The following is a 17,728-nucleotide window of genomic DNA, read 5'->3' as shown; positions in this document are numbered from 1 at the left end:
AGGACACCGTTGACCGCCTCACCTCGCACGTTCGCCCCGGGGCCCGGACGGGTGAATGCCCGGCGGCCGGTTCCGGAGAGGCCGGCGCCCATGCGCGATCACCGGGAATGCGCGATGCGCATCGCCCGTCCGTACTCATTCGACGAGGGGCAGCAATGAGCCAGATAACGTTACCGGCGTTTCACATGCCGTTCGCCAGCGCAGGGTGCAATCCGGGTCTGGAGAAAACCAGGGAAGCCGCGTGGGAATGGGCGGAGACGGAGGGGCTGATTCTCTCCGTTCCGGCCCGCAGGAAGATGATCCGCACACGGCCCGAACTCTGGATCTCCCTCATCTTCCCGAAAGCGTCGCAAGACCATCTTGACCTCTTCTGCCAATGGCTGTTCTGGGCCTTCCTGGTGGACGACGAGTTCGACGACGGTCCGGCCGGGCGCGACCCCATGATGTGCGAGACCGCGATCACCCGCCTGGTCGACGTGTTCGACGGGGCGGCGCCGCACGGGCCGATGGAGCAGGCGCTCGCCGGGCTGCGCGACCGGACCTACCACGACCGGTCCCCGCAGTGGAACCGCCAGTTCCGGCGGGACACGGCGGCCTGGCTCTGGACCTACTACGCCGAGGCGGTGGAGCGGGCGGCCGGGCAGGTGCCGAGCCGGGCGGACTTCGCCAAGCACCGCCGGGACTCGGTGGCCATGCAGCCGTTCCTGGACCTGCATGAGATCACCGCCGGAATCGATCTGCCGGATTCCGCCCGCAGCCTGCCCGCGTACATCGCGCTGCGGAACGCGGTGACCGATCATTCCGGTCTCTGCAACGACATCTGCTCGTTCGAGAAAGAGGCCGCGCTCGGCTATGAGCACAATGCGGTACGGCTCATTCAGCGCGACCGCGGCTCCACACTCCAGGAAGCCGTCGACGAGGCCGGAATTCAACTGGCACGTATTGCCGAGCGCGTGGTGCGGGCCGAAAAGGAACTGATCGAGGAAATCGAGGCAGCGGGCATCAACGCCTCGACCAGGGCCGCTCTCGAACGCTGCATACAGGACTACCGGGGGCTCGTGCGGGGCGACTTCGACTATCACGCACGCGCCGAGCGCTACACGCGGCCGGATCTGGTGGAGCTGGACGAGCGGAATTCGATGTCGCGGTATTTCGCCGCCTGAGAGCACCCTGCGCCACCCACAGCACCCCTTGGCGCCGCACAACACCGCGCGGCACCCCACGGCACCCGCGAAGTGGCCAGCGCCTGGAGGGCGGCCTGACCTGGACGTTCACGGCCGGTCAGCCGCCTGGGTGGTGTCGCGGGCGGCCACCATGGGGCAGGCATACGTCCATGTCGACAGCAAGAAGGCCGCCACGGTGGACTGAAGTCGTCCACCACCAAGTACCGGGACGCGATCCGGCCACAGTCCCGGCCGACCAGTGCCAAGCACACGGTCAAGATCGTGGTGGTCGGTACGAAGGGCCGCCCGGCCGTGACGACGGACGGGCTGGTCCACCTGAAGCAGGCGCTCCACCACCGCACCGCGAGAGGGGTTGGCACACACCATGTCCGACATCGTGGAGGCCATGGCCAGGACCGTGCAGGGCACGGTGCGCGGTGCGGTGGAGCGGGGTGTCGCGGTCTTCCGCGGCATTCCGTACGCGGCTGCGCCGGTGGGCGCCCGGAGGTTCCGCGCGCCGGAGCCGCCGGAGCCGTGGGAGGGCGTGCGCGACGCTCTCACGTTCGGGCCCACCGCCCCCAAGCGCCCCTACGCCCCGCCGCTGGACCGGCTGCTGCCGGACCCGGCGGTGGCGGGCGAGGAGTGGCTCAACCTCAATGTGTGGACGCCCTCGCTTCCACCGGGGACCGAGGGGCTTCCCGTACTCGTCTGGATCCACGGCGGCTCGCTGGTGCACGGCTCATCGGCGGTGCCGGTGTACGACGGGGCCGCGTTCGCCCGGGACGGGGTGGTGCTCGTCTCCGTCAACTACCGCCTGGGTGTCGAGGGCTTCGGGCTCTTCCCGGACGCGCCCGCCAACCGGGGGCTGCTGGACCAGCTGGCCGCCCTGGAGTGGGTGCGGGACAACATCGCGGGGTTCGGCGGCGACCCGGACCGGGTGACGGTGGCCGGGGAGTCGGCGGGGGCGGTGAGCATCGCCGCCCTGCTGGCCACGGACCGGGCGGCGGGGCTGTTCCGGCGGGCGGTGCTCCAGAGCGGGGCGCCCGCCGCGCTCACCCCGGAGGCCGCGCGCGGGACGACCGAGCTGATCGCCGAGCGGCTCGGCGTCCCCGCCACGGCCGCCGCGCTGGCCGCCGTGGATCCGGAGGCCCTGCTGACCGCGCAGACCGAGGTGACGAGCGGCGGCAACCCGCTGACCGGCCGCAACTCCTTCCAGCTCGTGGTCGACGGCGAGCTGCTGATCCAGGACCCGGCCGACGCGCTGCGGGCGGGCGGGGCGGCCGGGATCGATCTGCTGATGGGCACGAACACCGAGGAGTACCGGCTCTGGTTCGTCCCCGGCGGCCTGACCGAACGGCTCAGCCGGCTGAAGCTGCGCCTGGCGCTGCTGAAGTTCAAGGTCCCGAACGCGACCGCCCGCACCTACCGGGCCAACCGCCCCGACGCCACCCCCGGCGAAATCCTCGGCGCCCTCGCGACGGACCTGCTGCTGCGGGTCCCGCTCAACCAGCTGGCCGACGCGCGGGCCGGGGCCCCGGGGTCGACGTACGTCTACGAGTTCGGCTGGCCCTCCCCCGTACAGCGGCTCGGTGCCTGTCACGCGCTGGAGCTGGGCTTCGTCTTCGACACGCTCGCCCACCCCGACACGGTGGCCCTGACCGGCCCGGACGCCCCGCAGGAGCTGGCGGACGCGATGCACCGGGCGTGGGTCGACTTCGCGACGACAGGTGCTCCGGGGTGGCCGTCCTGGGACGCGGACCGGCCGGTGCGGTTCTTCGGGCCCGGCGCCCCGGCCCTCGTGCTCGCCCCGCGCGACGACGAGCTGCGGGGCTGGGAGCCGTACCGGAGACAGGGCTAGGCCGTTTCTTTCGGATCATCTGATCGCTGGTGCGCAGTGGGCGCGGATCGAGCCATTGCTACCGGACTGGACGCCGAGGCATGGCGGGATTAGCGGAGGCCGCGCGCTACGCCGAAGTCCGTCGCGGGGGACCCGGTCCGGTGAAGTCGTGATAATCGCTGGATGCAACGTCGGTCCGACCTTAACCTTCGCACGGTGAGTCACTATGCGATGTCAGCCGAGGATGCACGCGCGCTTCTGGAGCGGCTCCACGCCCACGGCGTAGATGCATGTGTGGGCGGTGGGTGGAGCGTTGATGCACTGCTCGGCAAGCAGACGAGAGATCATTCCGACCTCGATCTATGGGTGCCGGCCGCACATCTTGACCCACTGTTCGTTGCGTTGGGTGAAGCCGGCGTCGACCGAATCTTCCCGTGGCCAGGTGACAGGCCGTGGAACTTCGTCCTGCACGACGGCGCACGGTTGCGGGTTGACCTGCACCTCTACGAGTCGCTTGCGGATGGATCGCTGCACTACGGATCCGTGGTGGATGGCGATTCCTTTCCGGCCGAAGCACTCGCCGGACACGGTTTCATCGCCGGGGCCACGGTGCGTTGCGAGTCGGCCTGGTGGGCGGTGCGCTGCCATACGGGATACCCGGCTCGTGATGTCGATCGCCACGATGTCCCTTTGCTGTGCCGGAAGTTCGGGATCCCGCTGCCAGAAGGTTTCGCGCCTTGCGTCCCCTGAGCCGTTTCCTTGTCCGCGGGTTGCGGGTTGCGGGATGACCGCCCGGATCCCGCGCCGCCGCAGGTGACGACGGATCGCCCGCGACGAGTAGGCCTTGTCAGCCAGGACCGCATCCGGGGTGATTCTGGGTCGGCCGATCGGCCGGGGCACACGTAACCGGCTCATGACCTGCTCGAATGCCGGTGCGTCTCCGGCCTGGCCCGGTGTGAGGACGCCCGCTAGGGCCGCATCGAGATCCCGTGCGGGTCGGGGACCGCGGTGAGGATCGCCGAGACGACCACGACCGCGCCCAGCACGGCCTGTTCGCGGCGGGCGAGACGGTGGGCGACGGCCGGGTCGGTGTCCCGGAGCATCCGCCGCCGGGCCGCCACCGCCAGCGCGCTGACCACCGCCATCAGCGCCACCTTGACCAGCAGGGTGCGCCCGTAGGCGGAGGTGAACACCACGTCCAGCGGCAGCCGTCGCAGGGTCGAGACGGTGCCGGTGGCGGCGAGGGCCACGTACAGCCAGATCGCCAGGCGCGCGTACCGGCCGAGCAGCGCACGGGCGGCGACGGGCGACCCGCGCCAGAGCCACATGGTCCGCAGGACGTACAGCAGCCCCCCGGTCCACAGAGAAGCGGCGGTCAGGTGGACGACGGTGAGCGCGGCGCCGATCTCCGGGCTGTACGCCTCCGGGTGGGCGCGGATGGCCTCCGCGCCGATGACGACGGCGAGCGGGGCGAGCGCGAGGGCGGGCCGCCTGCTCGCGGCGCACCCGGCGGCGATGAAGAGCCCGTTGGCGATGATGAGGAGGAGCCCGCCGTCCCGGGTGGCGTACGTCGCGGTGATCCCGAGCCCGCTGACGGCGGCGAGCTGGATGATCTGCCCGGCAGCGGCGGCGGCTCCGGCGAGCGCGGCGTACCCGGACCAGCTCCGTACGGCGGTACGGGGGCGGCCTCGGACGGGGAGGCTGAGCTGCGCGGCGAGCAGCTCGCCGAGGTGGACGGCGAGCGCGGTGAAGAGGGCGGTACGGAGCAGGGTGGTGAGCCCCGCGCCCGGTATCCGCAGCTCCCCGGTGCCGCGTGCGGCGAGCCCGGGGCCGAACACGGCTATGAGGATCGCGAGGAGCCCGGCGGCGGCCAGGGCGGCCGTGGCGGGGAACCGGGAGGGGGCGGAGAGCCGGGACGGCTTCCGGCCGGACCCGTCGCCGGAGGCCGGGACCACGTCGGGCGCCAGCGCGACGGGCCGTACGACGACGGACCGGGCGATGGTCGCCGCGTCGGCCGGCGCACCGGCCGACGGCGGAACGGGACCCGAACCGGCGGCCGGCAGAGGGGCACCGGACTCGGCGGCCGGCAGACCGGGACCGGAATCGGTGGCCGGGAGACCGGCTCCGGTGGCCGGCGTACCAGGTCCGGACAACGACGTCCCCGAGCCGGACGGCGAGCTGCCGGAGCCGGACGGCGGCGTCGGTGCGGCCGGATCGGCCGGAGGTCCGGAGAGCATCACGGCTCGATCCTCTCCGGTGGCCCCATACCCGGCAAACCGGACAGGTCCCCGACCGGCCCAAGCCGGCCGGGGTCCCGTCGTGGCTCAGGCCTTGTTCTGCGCGGCCCAGAACTCGTCGAAGGTGAGCAGGCCGTCACCGTTGCCGTCGTGGGCGTTGATGATCGCCTGGGCCACCGTCTCGGTGACGAACGGGTCGCCCAGCTGCGCCATCGCGCTCTTGTACTCGTTGGCCGTGATGAGACCGTCGCCGTTCGCGTCGAACTTCTCGAATACCGTCCGCGCCGACTCGATGTCCGCCACTGTTCCCGCCCCTTCGTGGTGCCGAATGTCGGGATCAGATTATCGGGCCGTACGGGTGACGGATGCGGCGGTCAGGTCAGGGGCCGGGAACGGGCGGTCTCCGGTGCAGCGGCCCTGACGTCAGCTCAGCAGCTCCGTGGCCGTCACCGCGTGCAGGCCGCGCCGGTCGATCTCGGTGAGGAGCAGGGGCAGCGCGGCGACGGTGACCGGCCGGGCGAGGCTCAGCCCCACCACGGAACCGGGCCGCAGTTCGCCCGTCACCTTGCGCAGGACGGCCGGCACCCCGGTCGCGGTGTGGTCCAGGGACTCGACATCGTACGAGAGGACGTGCGGGTAACCGGCCCGCCGGGCGAGGTGCTGGACGAGCGGGGTGGCGCCGGGGCCGGGCGAAGGGCGGAACCAGGTGCCGATGGAGCCGGTGAGCCGGCGCAACCGCCGGGCGCAGGCGGTGATCTCCTCGTACACCGTGCGCTCGTCGAGGGTGGTGAGGTCGCGGTGGTTCTGGGTGTGGTTGCCGATCTCGTGGCCGCCGTCGAGGACCCGGCGGGCCATGGCCGGATGCGCGTCCAGCCAGCTGCCGACGGCGAGGACGGTGACCCGGGCCCCGGCCCGTTCGATCCGGGTGAGCGCGGCGGCCGCGAGGTCCGGGTCGCCCCGGCCCTCGAAGGTGAGGGCGACGCGGGGCCGGTCGCGGGGGCCGTGGGTGATCCGGACGGGCTGCCCGGGAAGGCGGCGCGGGGCTCGCACGGCGGCGGGCGTGGGGGTGGACGGGTACGACGGGGAGGGCGCGGGCGCCCCGCCGACCACGGACGCCGCACCCTCCGACCCCCTCGCGCACCCCGCCGTCAGGGCGGCGGCGAGGATCGCGGCCCCGGCGCCCAGCGCATCGCGACGGCGCACCGGCGCCCTGCGTCCCTCCATGCCCGACCACCTCGCGTTCCGCGGATTCCCCGGGACACAGTAGAGGTGGAACGGGCGAAATCTCACGATTGACCGATTGACGGAATGATCTATGAATCATTCAGGTCGCGCCATAAGGATGCATGGAAAGCCAGGCGAGTGACCGAGCCCACCTGCGATTCAGTCAAGAAATGCCCGCCATGCCCGAGAATCACCCGTAATGCGTCTTTGGCACCGAGGTCGCCCGTCTGCCATAGTCGGAGCCACGACCCCCATCGACCCGGGCGAGGTCGCCATCAGCGGCCGTGGACACACCCCACATTCCACGGCCAGCCACAGAAGCCCCCGCAGCGCCGCACCACGGCCGACCGGGGGCTTCTGCGCGTCCGGCACGTGTCAGCGGTCGGAGATCCTCATCTCGAACCAGGTGGTCTTGCCGCGCGGCAGCAGATCGACGCCCCACCGGTCGGAGAGCTTGTCGACGAGGAAGAGGCCCCGGCCGCTGATGTCCATCTCACGCACCGGCATCAGACACGGCAGCCCGCGCGAGGGGTCCCGCACCTCGATCCGGATCCAGCCCCGGCGGCGCACCATCCGTAACCCGAAGACGCGGGCGCCGGTGTGGCGCACCGCGTTGCCGACGAGCTCGGAGACGAGGAGCACCGCGTACTCGGCGGTCTGCGGCGAGAGCGCCCACTGCCGGAGCACCACACAGGAGGTGAGCCGGCGGGCGGTCGCCGCGGACTCCGGCCGCGACGGCAGCAGGACTTCCTTCTCGGTCGGATTTCCGAACAACTCCAGCGCCTTGAACGCCTGTTCGTCATCCATGCCCGACGTCCAGCGTGCCGCGGTCGCGCTGCTGCGCGGTCGCGGCTGATCCACACCCTCCAGGCCCGCCATGCCCACCATCATGGACGCAGAATTCGCCCGCCGGGGCCGTTCCGACGGAATCCGCCCCCCGGAACACTCCATTCCGCACAGGGCGCTTGGCATATGCCAGAGGCAGAACGAGGCCTTTCGGGGCCTCGCTGAGCTGCGGCGATGCACCGCCCGGGCGGGATTACCCCGAGGGAGACGGCACCGGGCCTTAAGGTTGCCTTAAGGCCCGGATAATCCGCTCGGAGGGATGAACCCGCGTCAGAAGTGCATCCGGGAGAGACTTTCGGAGAAAAGGCGCCCGGAGAAAATCAGAGGAACTTCGCCTTCCCCGGGCCCTCCTCCACGAAGCTGCGCATCCCGCGCTCGCGGTCCTCGGTGGCGAACAGCCCGGCGAACCAGTTCCGCTCCACGGTGAGCCCGGTGTCGATGTCCGTCTCCAGACCCGCGTCCACCGACTCCTTGGCCGCGCGCAGCGCCAGCGCGGGCCCCTTCGCCAGCTGGGCGGCCCAGGCCTGCGCCTGCTCGTAGACCTCGGCGGCCGGAACCACCCGGTCCACCAGACCGAGCGTCAGGGCCTCCTCGGCCTTGACCATACGGCCCGTGAAGATGAGGTCCTTGGCCCGGGACGGCCCGATCAGCCGGGCCAGGCGCTGGGTGCCGCCGGCGCCCGGGATCAGCCCGAGCAGGATCTCCGGCTGGCCGAGTCTGGCGTTGTCCGCGGCGATGCGGAAGTCGGCGCAGAGGGCCAGCTCGCAGCCGCCGCCGAGCGCGTATCCGGTGACGGCGGCGACGACGGGCTTGGGGATGCGGGCCACGGCGGTGAAGGAGTCCTGGAGCGCCTTGGAGCGCACGACCATCGCCGTGTGGTCCATCGCCTGCATCTCCTTGATGTCCGCACCGGCCGCGAACACCTTCTCGCCGCCGTAGAGGATCACCGCGCGCACGTCCTCGCGCCGGGTGGCCTCCTCGGCGAGCTCCCGGAGCCGGTCCTGGACCGCCACGTCCAGGGCGTTCATCGGCGGCCGGTCCAGCCGGATGGTGCCGACGTTGTCGCGTACTTCGAGGGTCACAGTCATGCAGGCAGGTTAACCACTGCTAACGCGGGCGGGCCCGGTGCTGTCGGTCACAGCACCGGGCCCGCCGGGATCGTACGGAGGGGAGCAGCGGCCGGGGCCTACTTCTTCCACTCCTCCCAGTCCATGTTCCAGCCGTTGAGGCCGTTGTCCGGCTGGATCTGCTTGTCCTTGGAGTTCTTCACGACGACCACGTCACCGATGAGCGACTTGTTGTAGAACCAGGCCGCCGGGGTCTGGCTGTCGTAGCCGCCGCGCACATCGCGCAGACCGACACAGCCGTGGCTGGTGTTGGTGTTGCCGAAGATCGAGGAGGCGCCCCAGTAGTTGCCGTGCAGGAAGGTGCCCGAGGTGGAGAGCCGCAGGGCGTGCGGCACGTCCTTGATGTCGTACTCGCCGCCGAAGCCGACGGTGTCGCCGTTCATCCGGGTCACCTTGAGCTTCTCGCTGATGACCATCTGACCGTTGTACGTGGTCGTCGCCGGAGCGCCCGCCGAGATCGGGATGTCCTTGATCTGCTTGCCGTCCCGGACGACCTTCATCCGCTTGGCGCTCGCGTCGACGGTCGAGACCTGGCTGCGGCCGATGGTGAACTTCACCGTCCTGGCCTGCTGGCCGTAGACCCCGGGCCGCCCCTCCACGCCGTCCAGGTGGAGCTCCACGGTCACCTTCGTACCGGGCTTCCAGTAGTGCTCCGGGCGGAAGTCGAGGCGGTCGTTGCCGAACCAGTGGCCCTCGATCTCGACCGGCGGCTCGGAGGTGACCTTGATGGCCTTCTCCACCGCGGCCGGCTCGGTGATGCCCCGGGTGAAGTTGATCGAGACCGGCATGCCGACCCCGACGGTGGAGCCGTCCTCCGGCGTGTAGTGGCCGATGAAGGTGTTCTCCGGCACCAGCGTGGTAAAGGTGGTGTCCTTGGCCGACTCCCGGCCCTTCGGGTCCTTGGCGACCGCGTGGACCGCGTACTTGGTGGCGGCGGCGAGGTGCCGCTCCGGCACCCAGCTCGCGCCGTCGGCCGCGATCTCGCCCGCGACCTCGTTGCCCTTGGGGTCGGCGACCTTGACCGTGGTCAGCTTGCCCTGCGCGGCGGTGATCTTCAGCGCGCCACTGGTGGCCACCGACTTCGCGCCGTCCTCCGGCGCGATGGTCACGACCGCCTGCGAGGCCGTGGTGTCCTCCGCCTTCGGGCCTTTCGCGGCGCCGCCCTTGCTTCCCGCTTCCGCGTCCCCGCCGCACGCCGTCACCAGCAACAGCATGGCGCCCAGCACCAGGGCCAGGGGCCCCGATCCGCCGCGCCGCTTCCTGCCCGCCCCGGCCGATGCCCCCGATATCGGCTGCACGTTCACTGTGGTTGTCTCCCCTCGCCGGGCCCGGCACTCAAGCCATGGCCCGCATCCCCCGCGCGCAGCACATACGCGCTCCAGCGCAAGACAACCACACCGAGGGTGCGTTGGATCCCCTCCGGAATGTCACCGTTCCGTCCCAAGTGGCGGGCAGAGCCGTGCAGGTGGGACGGGGTGCGGGGCGCCCCCGACGCAGGGGGCGCACCGCACCCCGGGAGTCAGCGCGGGACGGGTGCGTAGCGGCCGGGTCTCAGCGCCGGGCGGAGACGCCGCACCCGGAGGCTCATCGCCGGGCGGGGGCGCCATACCCGAGGTCTCAGCGCCGGGCGGGGCGCCGCAGCCGGGGTCTCAGCGCAGGGCCGAGCCAGCCGTCCACTTCTTCCAGCCCATGTTCCAGCCGCTGAGCCCGTTGTCCGGAGCGACCTTCTTGTCCTGGGAGTTGACGACCTCCACCACGTCCCCGATCAGGGTCCGGTCGAAGAACCAGCCGCCCGGCGTCGTCGCGCTGCCGCCCTTCGCGTCGCGCAGCCCGATGCAGCCGTGGCTGACGTTCTCCTCGCCGAAGACCTCCTCATCGGCCCAGTAGTTGCCGTGCAGGAAGGTGCCGGAGGTGGTGAGCCGGATGGCGTGCGGGACGTCCTTGATGTCGTACTCGCCCTTGCCCTTCTCGTCCGTGAAGCCGACGGTGGCGCCGTCCATCCGGGTCACCTCGTGCAGCTCGGAGACGACCATCTTCCCGTTGTAGGTGGTCGACTTCGGGGCCCCCGCGGTGATCGGGACCGTGCTGACCAGCTCCCCGTCCCGGCGCACCTCCATGGTCTTGGCCTCCGCGTCGACGAGGGAGACCTGGGAGCGGCCGACGGTGAAGGTGACCGTCTTGTCCTGGCTGCCGTAGACCTTCGGCGCGCCCTCCACATCCCGCAGCCCGATGTCCACCGTGACCTCGGTGCCCGGCTTCCAGTACGTCCGGGGGCGGAAGTCGAGGCGGTCCTTGCCGAACCAGTGGCCCACGACCTCCACCTCCGGTTTCGCGGTCACCCGGATGGCCTTCTGGACGGCCGCCCGGTCGGCGATGGGCCGGTTGAAGGAGAAGGAGACGATCATGCCCGTGCCCACGGTCGACCGGTTCTCCGGCTTGAAGTAGCCGATGAAGCGGTGTTCGGGGACGAGCGTGGTGAACGTGGCGTGGCGGGCCGAGCGCTGTCCTGACGCGTCCACCGCCACGGCGTCGACGCTGTACTTCGCGGCCAGGGCGAGCCGGGCCGCGCCGGGCTCCGGGTTCCAGGAGAGCCCGTCCTCGGCGATGCGGCCGGCCACCGTCTGCTGCTGGGCGTCCTCGATCCGCATCACCTTGACGCTCTCCAGCCGGCCGTCGGGGATCGTGACCCGGATCGGGGCCTCCGCGTCGACCTCCTTCGCCCCGTCCTCGGGAAAGATGCTGATCACATCCTTGGAGGAGCCGGATTTGCCGTTGAGCAGGGCCTCCCTCGTATCGGTGCAGCCGGTCAGCAGGACCAGCACGGTGAGCAGTCCTGCCCATGTCAGCACGGCGGCCGAGCCCGCCCGTGCGCTCTTCGCTACGTGGTTCACGCTCCCCCAACGACCAGGGCCGGTCGGGGGAAACGTGAGTGCGGGCCCCGCGGTGGGCAGAACAGAGGGAAGGACTACCAAGGAGAGGGCCGCGGCCGGGACGTCGCGCGCCCCTTTTCCGGTGCCCGTCCTCATGAGCCGCGGGAGGCGACACGGTGTCGAGCGCAGCCGAGCAGGAGGCAGTACAGGAACCGACGGGAACGGCGGTGCGGCCCGGGGAACCACCCGGCACCCGTACGGACATGACGGAGGCCGTACGCAGACAGGACCCGAACGGCCTACGCCTGGAGGTGACGGAGGCCGTACGGGCCGAGCCCCGTGCCCCCGTCGTGTGGCCCGGGGCGCCGATGCCGCTCGGGGCCCGCTTCCGGGTCGGTCCGGACGGGGTGGCGGGCACCAACTTCGCGCTCTGGGCCGGCGGGGCCGAGGCGGTGGAGCTGTGCCTCTTCGACGAGGACGGCGCCGAGACCCGCTGCCCGCTGACCGAGCTCACCCACGAGATCTGGCACGGCTTCCTGCCGGGCGTCCAGCCCGGTCAGCGGTACGGCTACCGGGTGCACGGCCGCTGGGACCCGTGGACGGGCGCCCGCTGGAACGCGGCGAAGCTGCTGCTTGACCCGTACGCCCGTGCGGTCGACGGCACCTTCGGCCTGCCGCCCGAGGTGTACGGCCATATGCGGGACTGGCCCGACCAGCATGTCGCCGACACCGTGCGCGACGAGCGGGACTCGGCTCCGTACGTCCCCAAGGGCGTCGTCGTCCACGATGACGACGACTGGGTCGAGGACCGCCGCCCCAAGACCCCGTGGGCCGACTCGGTCATCTACGAACTCCACGTACGCGGCTTCACCAAGCTCCATCCGGACATCCCGCCCGAGCTGCGCGGCACCTACGCCGGTCTCGCGCACCCGGCCGCGATCGGCCATCTGACCCGGCTCGGGGTGACGGCCGTCGAACTCCTCCCGGTCCACCAGTTCGCCCACGAGGACCATCTGCTGCGGCGCGGGCTGCACAACTACTGGGGCTACAACTCCATCGGCTACTTCGCCCCGCACGCCGACTACTCCGCCTCCGGCACCGCCGGCCAGCAGGTCGGCGAGTTCAAGCGGATGGTGCACGCCCTGCACAGCGCCGGGATCGAGGTCATCCTCGACGTCGTCTACAACCACACCGCCGAGGCCGGCGAGCTGGGCCCGACGCTCTCCCTGCGCGGCATCGACAACCGCGGCTACTACCGCCTCCAGAACGACCCCCGCCGCTACGCCGACTACACCGGCTGCGGCAACACCCTGCACGTCGTCCAGCCCCAGGTGCTGCGGCTCATCACCGACTCGCTGCGCTACTGGGTCACCGAGATGGGCGTCGACGGCTTCCGCTTCGACCTGGCCGCGGCGCTCGCCCGCTCCATGCACGACGTCGACATGCTCTCCCCGTTCCTCGCGGTGATCGCCCAGGACCCGGTGCTGCGCCGGGTGAAGCTGATCGCCGAGCCGTGGGACGTCGGCAACGGCGGCTACCAGGTGGGCGCCTTCCCGCCGCTGTGGACCGAGTGGAACGACCGCTACCGGGACGCCGTGCGGGACTACTGGCGCGGCGCGCTCCCCGACGTACGGGATCTCGGCTACCGGCTCACCGGCTCCAGCGACCTGTACGCCTGGGGCGGCCGGCGCCCGTACGCCTCGGTCAACTTCGTCACCGCGCACGACGGCTTCACCCTGCGCGACCTGGTCTCCTACGAGCACAAGCGCAACGAGGCCAACGGCGAGGGCAACCGGGACGGGACGAGCGACAACCGGGCGTGGAACTGCGGGACGGAGGGCGAGAGCGAGGCCCCGGAGGTCAACGCGCTACGCCGTCGGCAGCTCCGCAACCTGCTCACCACGCTGCTGCTCTCGACCGGGGTGCCGATGCTGGTGGCGGGCGACGAGATGGGCCGCACGCAGGGCGGCAACAACAACGCCTACTGCCAGGACAACGAGGTCAGCTGGCTGGACTGGTCGCTCCTGGAGCAGCCCGGGTGGCGGGAGCTGACCGAGCTGACGGCCCGGGTGCTGAAGCTGCGCCAGACCCATCCGGTGCTGCGCCGCCGCGCGTTCTTCTCCGGCCGGGCGCAGGCGCCGGACGGGCTGCGGGACCTGGCCTGGTTCACCCGGGACGGGCGGGAGATGACGGAAGGCGACTGGTACGCGCCCGCCGCCACGCTCGGCCTCTACCTCTCGGGCCGGGACATCCCTGGGCGGGACGCGCGGGGCGAGCCGGTCACCGACGACAGCTTCCTCGCGGTCCTGCACGCGGGCGCGGAGCCAGTCGCCTTCGAGCTGCCCGGAGCGCCGTGGGCGGCGGCGTACGAACTGGTCCTGGACACCTCCCGGGAGGACCAGGCGGAGCCGCCCGGCACGGTCCTCGAAGGCGGTACGGAGCTGACGGTCCCGGCCCGCTCGGTGCTGCTGCTGCGGGTGACGGCTTAGGACCGCGGGGGAGGTCAGCCGAGGATGCCCCGGTCGTAGCCGACGGCCACGGCCGCGGCCCGGTCCTTGGTGCCGAGCTTGGCGAAGATATGGGTGAGGTGGGTCTTCACGGTCGCCTCGCTGATGAAGAGTTCGGCGGCGATCTCCCGGTTCGTCGTGCCCTTCGCCACCAGCACCAGCACCTCGCGCTCCCGGGCGGAGAGGGCCGTGTCGGCGGGGGCGGTGGGCGTCCGGACGCGGGTCATCAGGCGGGAGGCGACGGCGGGTGAGAGGACGCTGCGGCCGTCGGCGGCGGCCCGGACGGCGGCGAACAGCTCCTCGCGCGGCGCGTCCTTGAGCAGATAGCCGGTGGCGCCCGCCTCGATCGCGGGGAGGGTGTCGGAGTCGGTGTCGTACGTCGTCAGCACCAGGACCCGGCAGCGGGCGCCGCGCCGGGCCAGCTCGGCGATGGCGGCCACTCCCCCGCCGCCGGGCATCCGCAGGTCCATCAGGACGACGTCCGGGTCGAGGCGTTCGACGACGGCGAGGGCGTCGACGCCGTTCGCCGCCTCGCCGAGGACGTCGAAGCCGGGTTCGGCGGTGAACATGCCGCGCAGCCCGTCGCGGACGACGGGATGGTCGTCGACGAGGACGAGGGTGATGGACCGGGTGGGGGTGCGTTCGGGGTTCTCGGTCATGGCAGGGCCACCGTACGGCGGGGCGGGCGCGCCTGGCCAGGGCCCCGGGGGCGGGTCGGGCGGAGGCTCCCGCCGCCGGTCAGCCGTGTCTGACCAGGGGGACCCGGGCCGAGACCGCCGTACCGCCGCCCGGCTCGGACTCCACCTCCACCGTGCCCGCGATGCGCTCCGCGCGGGCCCGCATACCGCCGAGGCCGAATCCGCCGGTGCGTCCGGCCGGGGCGAGGGCCGAGGGGTCGAAGCCGCAGCCGTCGTCCCGTACGTCCAGGGCCAGTTCGTCGTCCATGAAGGAGAGCGTCACGCCGACCCGGGAGGCCGCGGCGTGGCGGCCGGTGTTGGCCAGGGCCTCGCCCGCGATGCGCAGGAGGGTGGCGGCGACCTCGTCGTGGACCGGTTCGGCGGTGCCGGTGACGGTGAAGTCGGCCCGTACGCGGTGCTGTTCGGCCCAGGTGGTGACCGTCTTCTCCAGCGCGCCGGTCAGCTCGTCGTGCTCCAGGGCGGCGGGGGCCAGGTTGTGGACGGAGCGGCGGGCCTCACCGAGGCTGTGGCGGGCCAGGGCGGCGGCCTTCTCCAGATGGCCGCGGGCGGTGTCCGGGTCGGTGTCACGGGTGGAGGTGACGACCTGGAGCTGGGCGATGATGCCGGTCAGCCCCTGGGCGAGGGTGTCGTGGATCTCGGCGGCCAGCCGGCGCCGCTCGTCGTCCACCCCGGCCTCGCGGGCCTGGACGAGGAGCTGGGCGTGCAGGGCGGCGTTCTCCGCCATCGCCTCCTCCAGCCGGATGTTGGTGCGCTCCAGCTCGGCGATGGTCTCGACCTGGATGCGGCCCTTCTCCTCCTCCCGCACCCCCACGTGCCAGAAGAAGAGGGTGAGGCAGGCGTTGAGGAGGTAGAGCGCGGCGAAGGCGGCCCAGTTCATCGCGGAGGCGGGCGGCAGTCCGCCGCTCTGCGAACCGGCGAGGATCACCGCGGTGGCGAGCAGTCCGGCCCGGACGGCGCGCTTGGGCAGGAGCGGCTCGACGTCGAAGTAGCCGAGGCACGCGTAGATCGCGAAGAACGGGTTGAGCCAGGAAAGAACGAAGGCGAGGACGAACCGCACGGTGTAGTAGACCGCCCCGGCCGGGGCGCCCGGCGGGGTGTGTACGCGCTTGCGGCCCCACCAGATCTGGAGCCCGTAGGCGAGCGCGACCAGGGCCCCGGCCGCGTACATCTCACCGGGGGTCATCAGCTCCCCGGCGACGACCGCCCCGAGGACGGAGGCCAGGGTCAGCACGGCGTAGGGCCCGTACCGGTAGAACTGCTCCCAGCGCTGCTCGATGGTGCGGGGGCCCGTCGGGCCGGTGGAGTGGGCGGGGCGGCCGGACGGCTGGCTCATGCCCGCAGTCTCCCCCGGCCCGCCGGTCCCCGTCACGTGCGGCCCGGCCCGCCGGTCCCCGTCACGTGCGGCCCGGCCAGCCGTTCCCGCTCCGTCACTGCCACCGGAAGACGCGGCCCGCCGTGTAGCCCGCCACCAGGGTCCACAGGGCGACGATCCCGAGGTGGGTCCAGCTCGGCCACTGGCCGAGGGCCGCGTCGTCCAGCGCCTGGGAGGCGGCACCGAAGGGGCTGGCCTCCACGACCCGGCGCAGGGTGCCGGGCATGGCCTGGACGGGGACCCAGACCCCGGCCGTGAACATCATGACGATGTAGGAGGCGGAGCCGACGGCGGTGGCCGCCTTCGCCGTCCGGAAGAGGCCGGTGATCGTCGCGCCCAGGGCGAGGGCGGCGGCGAGGACGAGCAGCAGCGCCAGGAGGTAGCCGAGCGGGTTGCCGGGCAGCGGCACGCCGTAGGCGGCCCCGCCCACCACGACGACCAGGACCGCCGAGACGAGCGCGGCCGCGCCGTGCAGCGCGATCTGTGCGGTGAGGAGGGCCGAGGGGCGCACCGGGGTGGCGGACATCCGGCGCAGGATGCCGCGCTCGCGGTAGGCGGCGAGGACCGGGGGCATCGCCTGGAGCCCCGACATGATCATGGCGAGCAGGATCGAGACGGGGACGTAGAGGTCGATGACGCGCCGGTCGCCGAGTCCTTCCTCGGGCACCTTGAAGGCCGGGACGAAGCCGAGGATCACCAGGAGGACGGTGGGGAAGGCGACGATCCAGAAGATGCTGCTGGGTTCGCGCAGGAAGAGCCGGGTCTCGGCGGCGAGGACGGCGGCCGTGGGGCCTCGGCGGCGCCCGTCGGCCGGGGCGGTGCGGGCCTCGGGGGCCGCGGCCCGTGCGGTGGTGGTGTCGGGGCTCATGTCAGGCGTCCTGTCCGGTGAGGTCGAGGAAGGCTTCGTCGAGGCTGGTCTCGGTGATCCGCAGCCGCCGCGCGGTGACGCCGAGTTCGGCGAGCAGGGCGATGAGCGGGGTCACCGTGTCGTCGGTGGCGTGCAGGACGAGGACGCCGGCGGCGTCGGGCGGCGTCACCGAGGCGACGCCGGGCAGCGCGCCCAGCCGGTCCAGCTCGGGCCCGGTCGGCGGGCGGGAGGGGACGAAGGAGATGACCGTGGAGCCGGTGGCCTGCCGGATCAGCCCGGCCGGGGTGTCCAGGGCGACGACCCTGCCCCGGTCGATGACGGCGACCCGGTCGCAGAGGCGCTGGGCCTCCTCCATGAAGTGGGTGACCAGCAGGACGGTCACGCCGCCGTCGCGGATCTCCTCGATGAGCTTCCAGGTGTCGCGGCGGGCGCGCGGGTCCAGGCCGGTGGTCAGCTCGTCCAGGACGACGACCTTCGGGTCGCCGATCAGGGCGAGCGCGATGAACAGCCGCTGCTTCTGGCCGCCGGAGAGCTTGGCGAAGCGGGTGGTGAGGCGGTCCGTCAGGGAGAGCCGTTCGACCAGGGGCCGCCAGTCGGCCGGGGCCGGATAGAAGGAGCTGTAGAGCTCCAGCGCCTCCCGTACGGTCAGTTTGGCCTGGAGCTCGCTCTCCTGGAGCTGGGCGCCGAGCAGGTGCGTCACCCGGTCGTGGTCGGCGACGGGGTCGAGTCCGGCGACCCTGATCGTGCCCCCGTCGGGGATGCGCAGGCCCTCCACGCACTCGACGGTGGTGGTCTTGCCCGCCCCGTTGGGGCCGAGGATGCCGAAGATCTCCCCCTCCTCGACGGCGAAGGAGACGCCGTCGACCACGTGGCGGCCCGCGTAGGTCTTGCGCACCCCGTTGACTTCGATGATTGCCATGCCCCCAGGGTTCCGGCGGGCGGGAGCGGACGGTATCCGTCATCACGCTCGGCGTCGCAT

Annotated in this window: 15 protein-coding genes and 2 pseudogenes; 5 read left to right on the top strand and 12 right to left on the bottom strand. The window is 72.0% G+C overall.

Going from position 1 to position 17,728, the window contains the following annotated elements:
• Positions 1 to 155: 155 nt before the first annotated feature.
• The 4 genes and pseudogenes from D6270_RS24275 to D6270_RS24260 all read left to right on the top strand — a co-directional run bounded on the left by D6270_RS24275 (position 156) and on the right by D6270_RS24260 (position 3,750).
• Entirely contained in the window at positions 156 to 1,163 is a 1,008-nt protein-coding gene (locus tag D6270_RS24275) for a terpene synthase family protein (RefSeq protein WP_413251943.1), read from the top strand.
• Positions 1,164 to 1,255: 92 nt separating this feature from the next.
• Positions 1,256 to 1,505, top strand: a pseudogene (locus D6270_RS24270) (N-acetylmuramoyl-L-alanine amidase); the annotation flags it as partial.
• Between the two features lie 43 nt (positions 1,506 to 1,548).
• Positions 1,549 to 3,021 (top strand): carboxylesterase/lipase family protein, encoded by a 1,473-nt coding sequence (locus D6270_RS24265; protein ID WP_109163513.1) that lies wholly within the window; start codon positions 1,549 to 1,551, stop codon positions 3,019 to 3,021.
• A gap of 195 nt (positions 3,022 to 3,216) precedes the next feature.
• Positions 3,217 to 3,750 carry a nucleotidyltransferase domain-containing protein gene (locus D6270_RS24260; RefSeq protein ID WP_225976937.1) on the top strand — a complete coding sequence of 178 codons (534 nt, stop codon included), beginning with the start codon at positions 3,217 to 3,219 and terminating at the stop codon, positions 3,748 to 3,750.
• Between the two features lie 21 nt (positions 3,751 to 3,771).
• On the opposite strand, the pseudogene D6270_RS33320 reads toward D6270_RS24260, so the two are convergent.
• The 8 genes and pseudogenes from D6270_RS33320 to D6270_RS24220 all read right to left on the bottom strand — a co-directional run.
• Positions 3,772 to 4,059: pseudogene (locus D6270_RS33320) on the bottom strand (transposase); the annotation flags it as partial.
• Positions 3,969 to 5,237 (bottom strand): CopD family protein, encoded by a 1,269-nt coding sequence (locus D6270_RS24250; RefSeq protein WP_391039775.1) that lies wholly within the window; start codon positions 5,235 to 5,237, stop codon positions 3,969 to 3,971. The pseudogene D6270_RS33320 and the gene D6270_RS24250, both read right to left, overlap by 91 nt.
• Before the next feature lie 87 nt (positions 5,238 to 5,324).
• A complete protein-coding gene (locus D6270_RS24245) occupies positions 5,325 to 5,540 on the bottom strand; it encodes an EF-hand domain-containing protein (RefSeq protein WP_018509815.1) in 216 nt (71 codons plus the stop codon).
• 120 nt (positions 5,541 to 5,660) lie between these two features.
• Positions 5,661 to 6,461: a polysaccharide deacetylase family protein gene (locus D6270_RS24240; RefSeq protein WP_109163515.1), complete on the bottom strand. Its 801-nt coding sequence runs from the start codon at positions 6,459 to 6,461 to the stop codon at positions 5,661 to 5,663.
• Positions 6,462 to 6,836: 375 nt separating this feature from the next.
• Positions 6,837 to 7,352, bottom strand: a complete 516-nt coding sequence (locus tag D6270_RS24235) for an ATP-binding protein (protein WP_093692875.1) — start codon at positions 7,350 to 7,352, stop codon at positions 6,837 to 6,839.
• Between the two features lie 275 nt (positions 7,353 to 7,627).
• Positions 7,628 to 8,395, bottom strand: coding sequence for an enoyl-CoA hydratase/isomerase family protein (locus tag D6270_RS24230; protein WP_109163516.1), 768 nt, complete (start codon positions 8,393 to 8,395; stop codon positions 7,628 to 7,630).
• A 98-nt stretch (positions 8,396 to 8,493) separates the two neighbouring features.
• Complete coding sequence (locus tag D6270_RS24225; RefSeq protein WP_109163517.1) at positions 8,494 to 9,738, bottom strand: L,D-transpeptidase; 1,245 nt, start codon at positions 9,736 to 9,738, stop codon at positions 8,494 to 8,496.
• Positions 9,739 to 10,083: 345 nt separating this feature from the next.
• A complete protein-coding gene (locus tag D6270_RS24220; RefSeq protein ID WP_109163518.1) occupies positions 10,084 to 11,325 on the bottom strand; it encodes a L,D-transpeptidase in 1,242 nt (413 codons plus the stop codon).
• A 155-nt stretch (positions 11,326 to 11,480) separates the two neighbouring features.
• On the opposite strand from D6270_RS24220, the gene glgX reads away from it, so the two are divergent.
• Positions 11,481 to 13,793 carry a glycogen debranching protein GlgX gene (gene glgX / locus D6270_RS24215; protein ID WP_109163519.1) on the top strand — a complete coding sequence of 771 codons (2,313 nt, stop codon included), beginning with the start codon at positions 11,481 to 11,483 and terminating at the stop codon, positions 13,791 to 13,793.
• Between the two features lie 14 nt (positions 13,794 to 13,807).
• On the opposite strand, the gene D6270_RS24210 is transcribed toward glgX, so the two are convergent.
• The 4 genes from D6270_RS24210 to D6270_RS24195 all read right to left on the bottom strand — a co-directional run bounded on the left by D6270_RS24210 (position 13,808) and on the right by D6270_RS24195 (position 17,668).
• On the bottom strand, positions 13,808 to 14,470 hold the full coding sequence (locus D6270_RS24210) for a response regulator (RefSeq protein WP_109163520.1): 663 nt from the start codon (positions 14,468 to 14,470) through the stop codon (positions 13,808 to 13,810).
• 79 nt (positions 14,471 to 14,549) lie between these two features.
• Positions 14,550 to 15,842: a sensor histidine kinase gene (locus D6270_RS24205; RefSeq protein ID WP_109163521.1), complete on the bottom strand. Its 1,293-nt coding sequence runs from the start codon at positions 15,840 to 15,842 to the stop codon at positions 14,550 to 14,552.
• Between the two features lie 94 nt (positions 15,843 to 15,936).
• Complete coding sequence (locus D6270_RS24200; protein ID WP_109163522.1) at positions 15,937 to 16,749, bottom strand: ABC transporter permease; 813 nt, start codon at positions 16,747 to 16,749, stop codon at positions 15,937 to 15,939.
• A gap of 1 nt (position 16,750) precedes the next feature.
• The gene (locus D6270_RS24195; protein ID WP_109163523.1) at positions 16,751 to 17,668 is read right to left on the bottom strand and encodes an ABC transporter ATP-binding protein; all 918 of its coding nucleotides are present in this window, start codon (positions 17,666 to 17,668) and stop codon (positions 16,751 to 16,753) included.
• Between the last annotated feature and the right edge of the window lie 60 nt (positions 17,669 to 17,728).

It is taken from the genome of Streptomyces griseus subsp. griseus (assembly GCF_003610995.1).
Classification (GTDB): domain Bacteria; phylum Actinomycetota; class Actinomycetes; order Streptomycetales; family Streptomycetaceae; genus Streptomyces.
The sequence above is the reverse complement of the archived record's forward strand: the minus strand, read 5'-3'. Positions and strand labels throughout refer to the sequence as shown.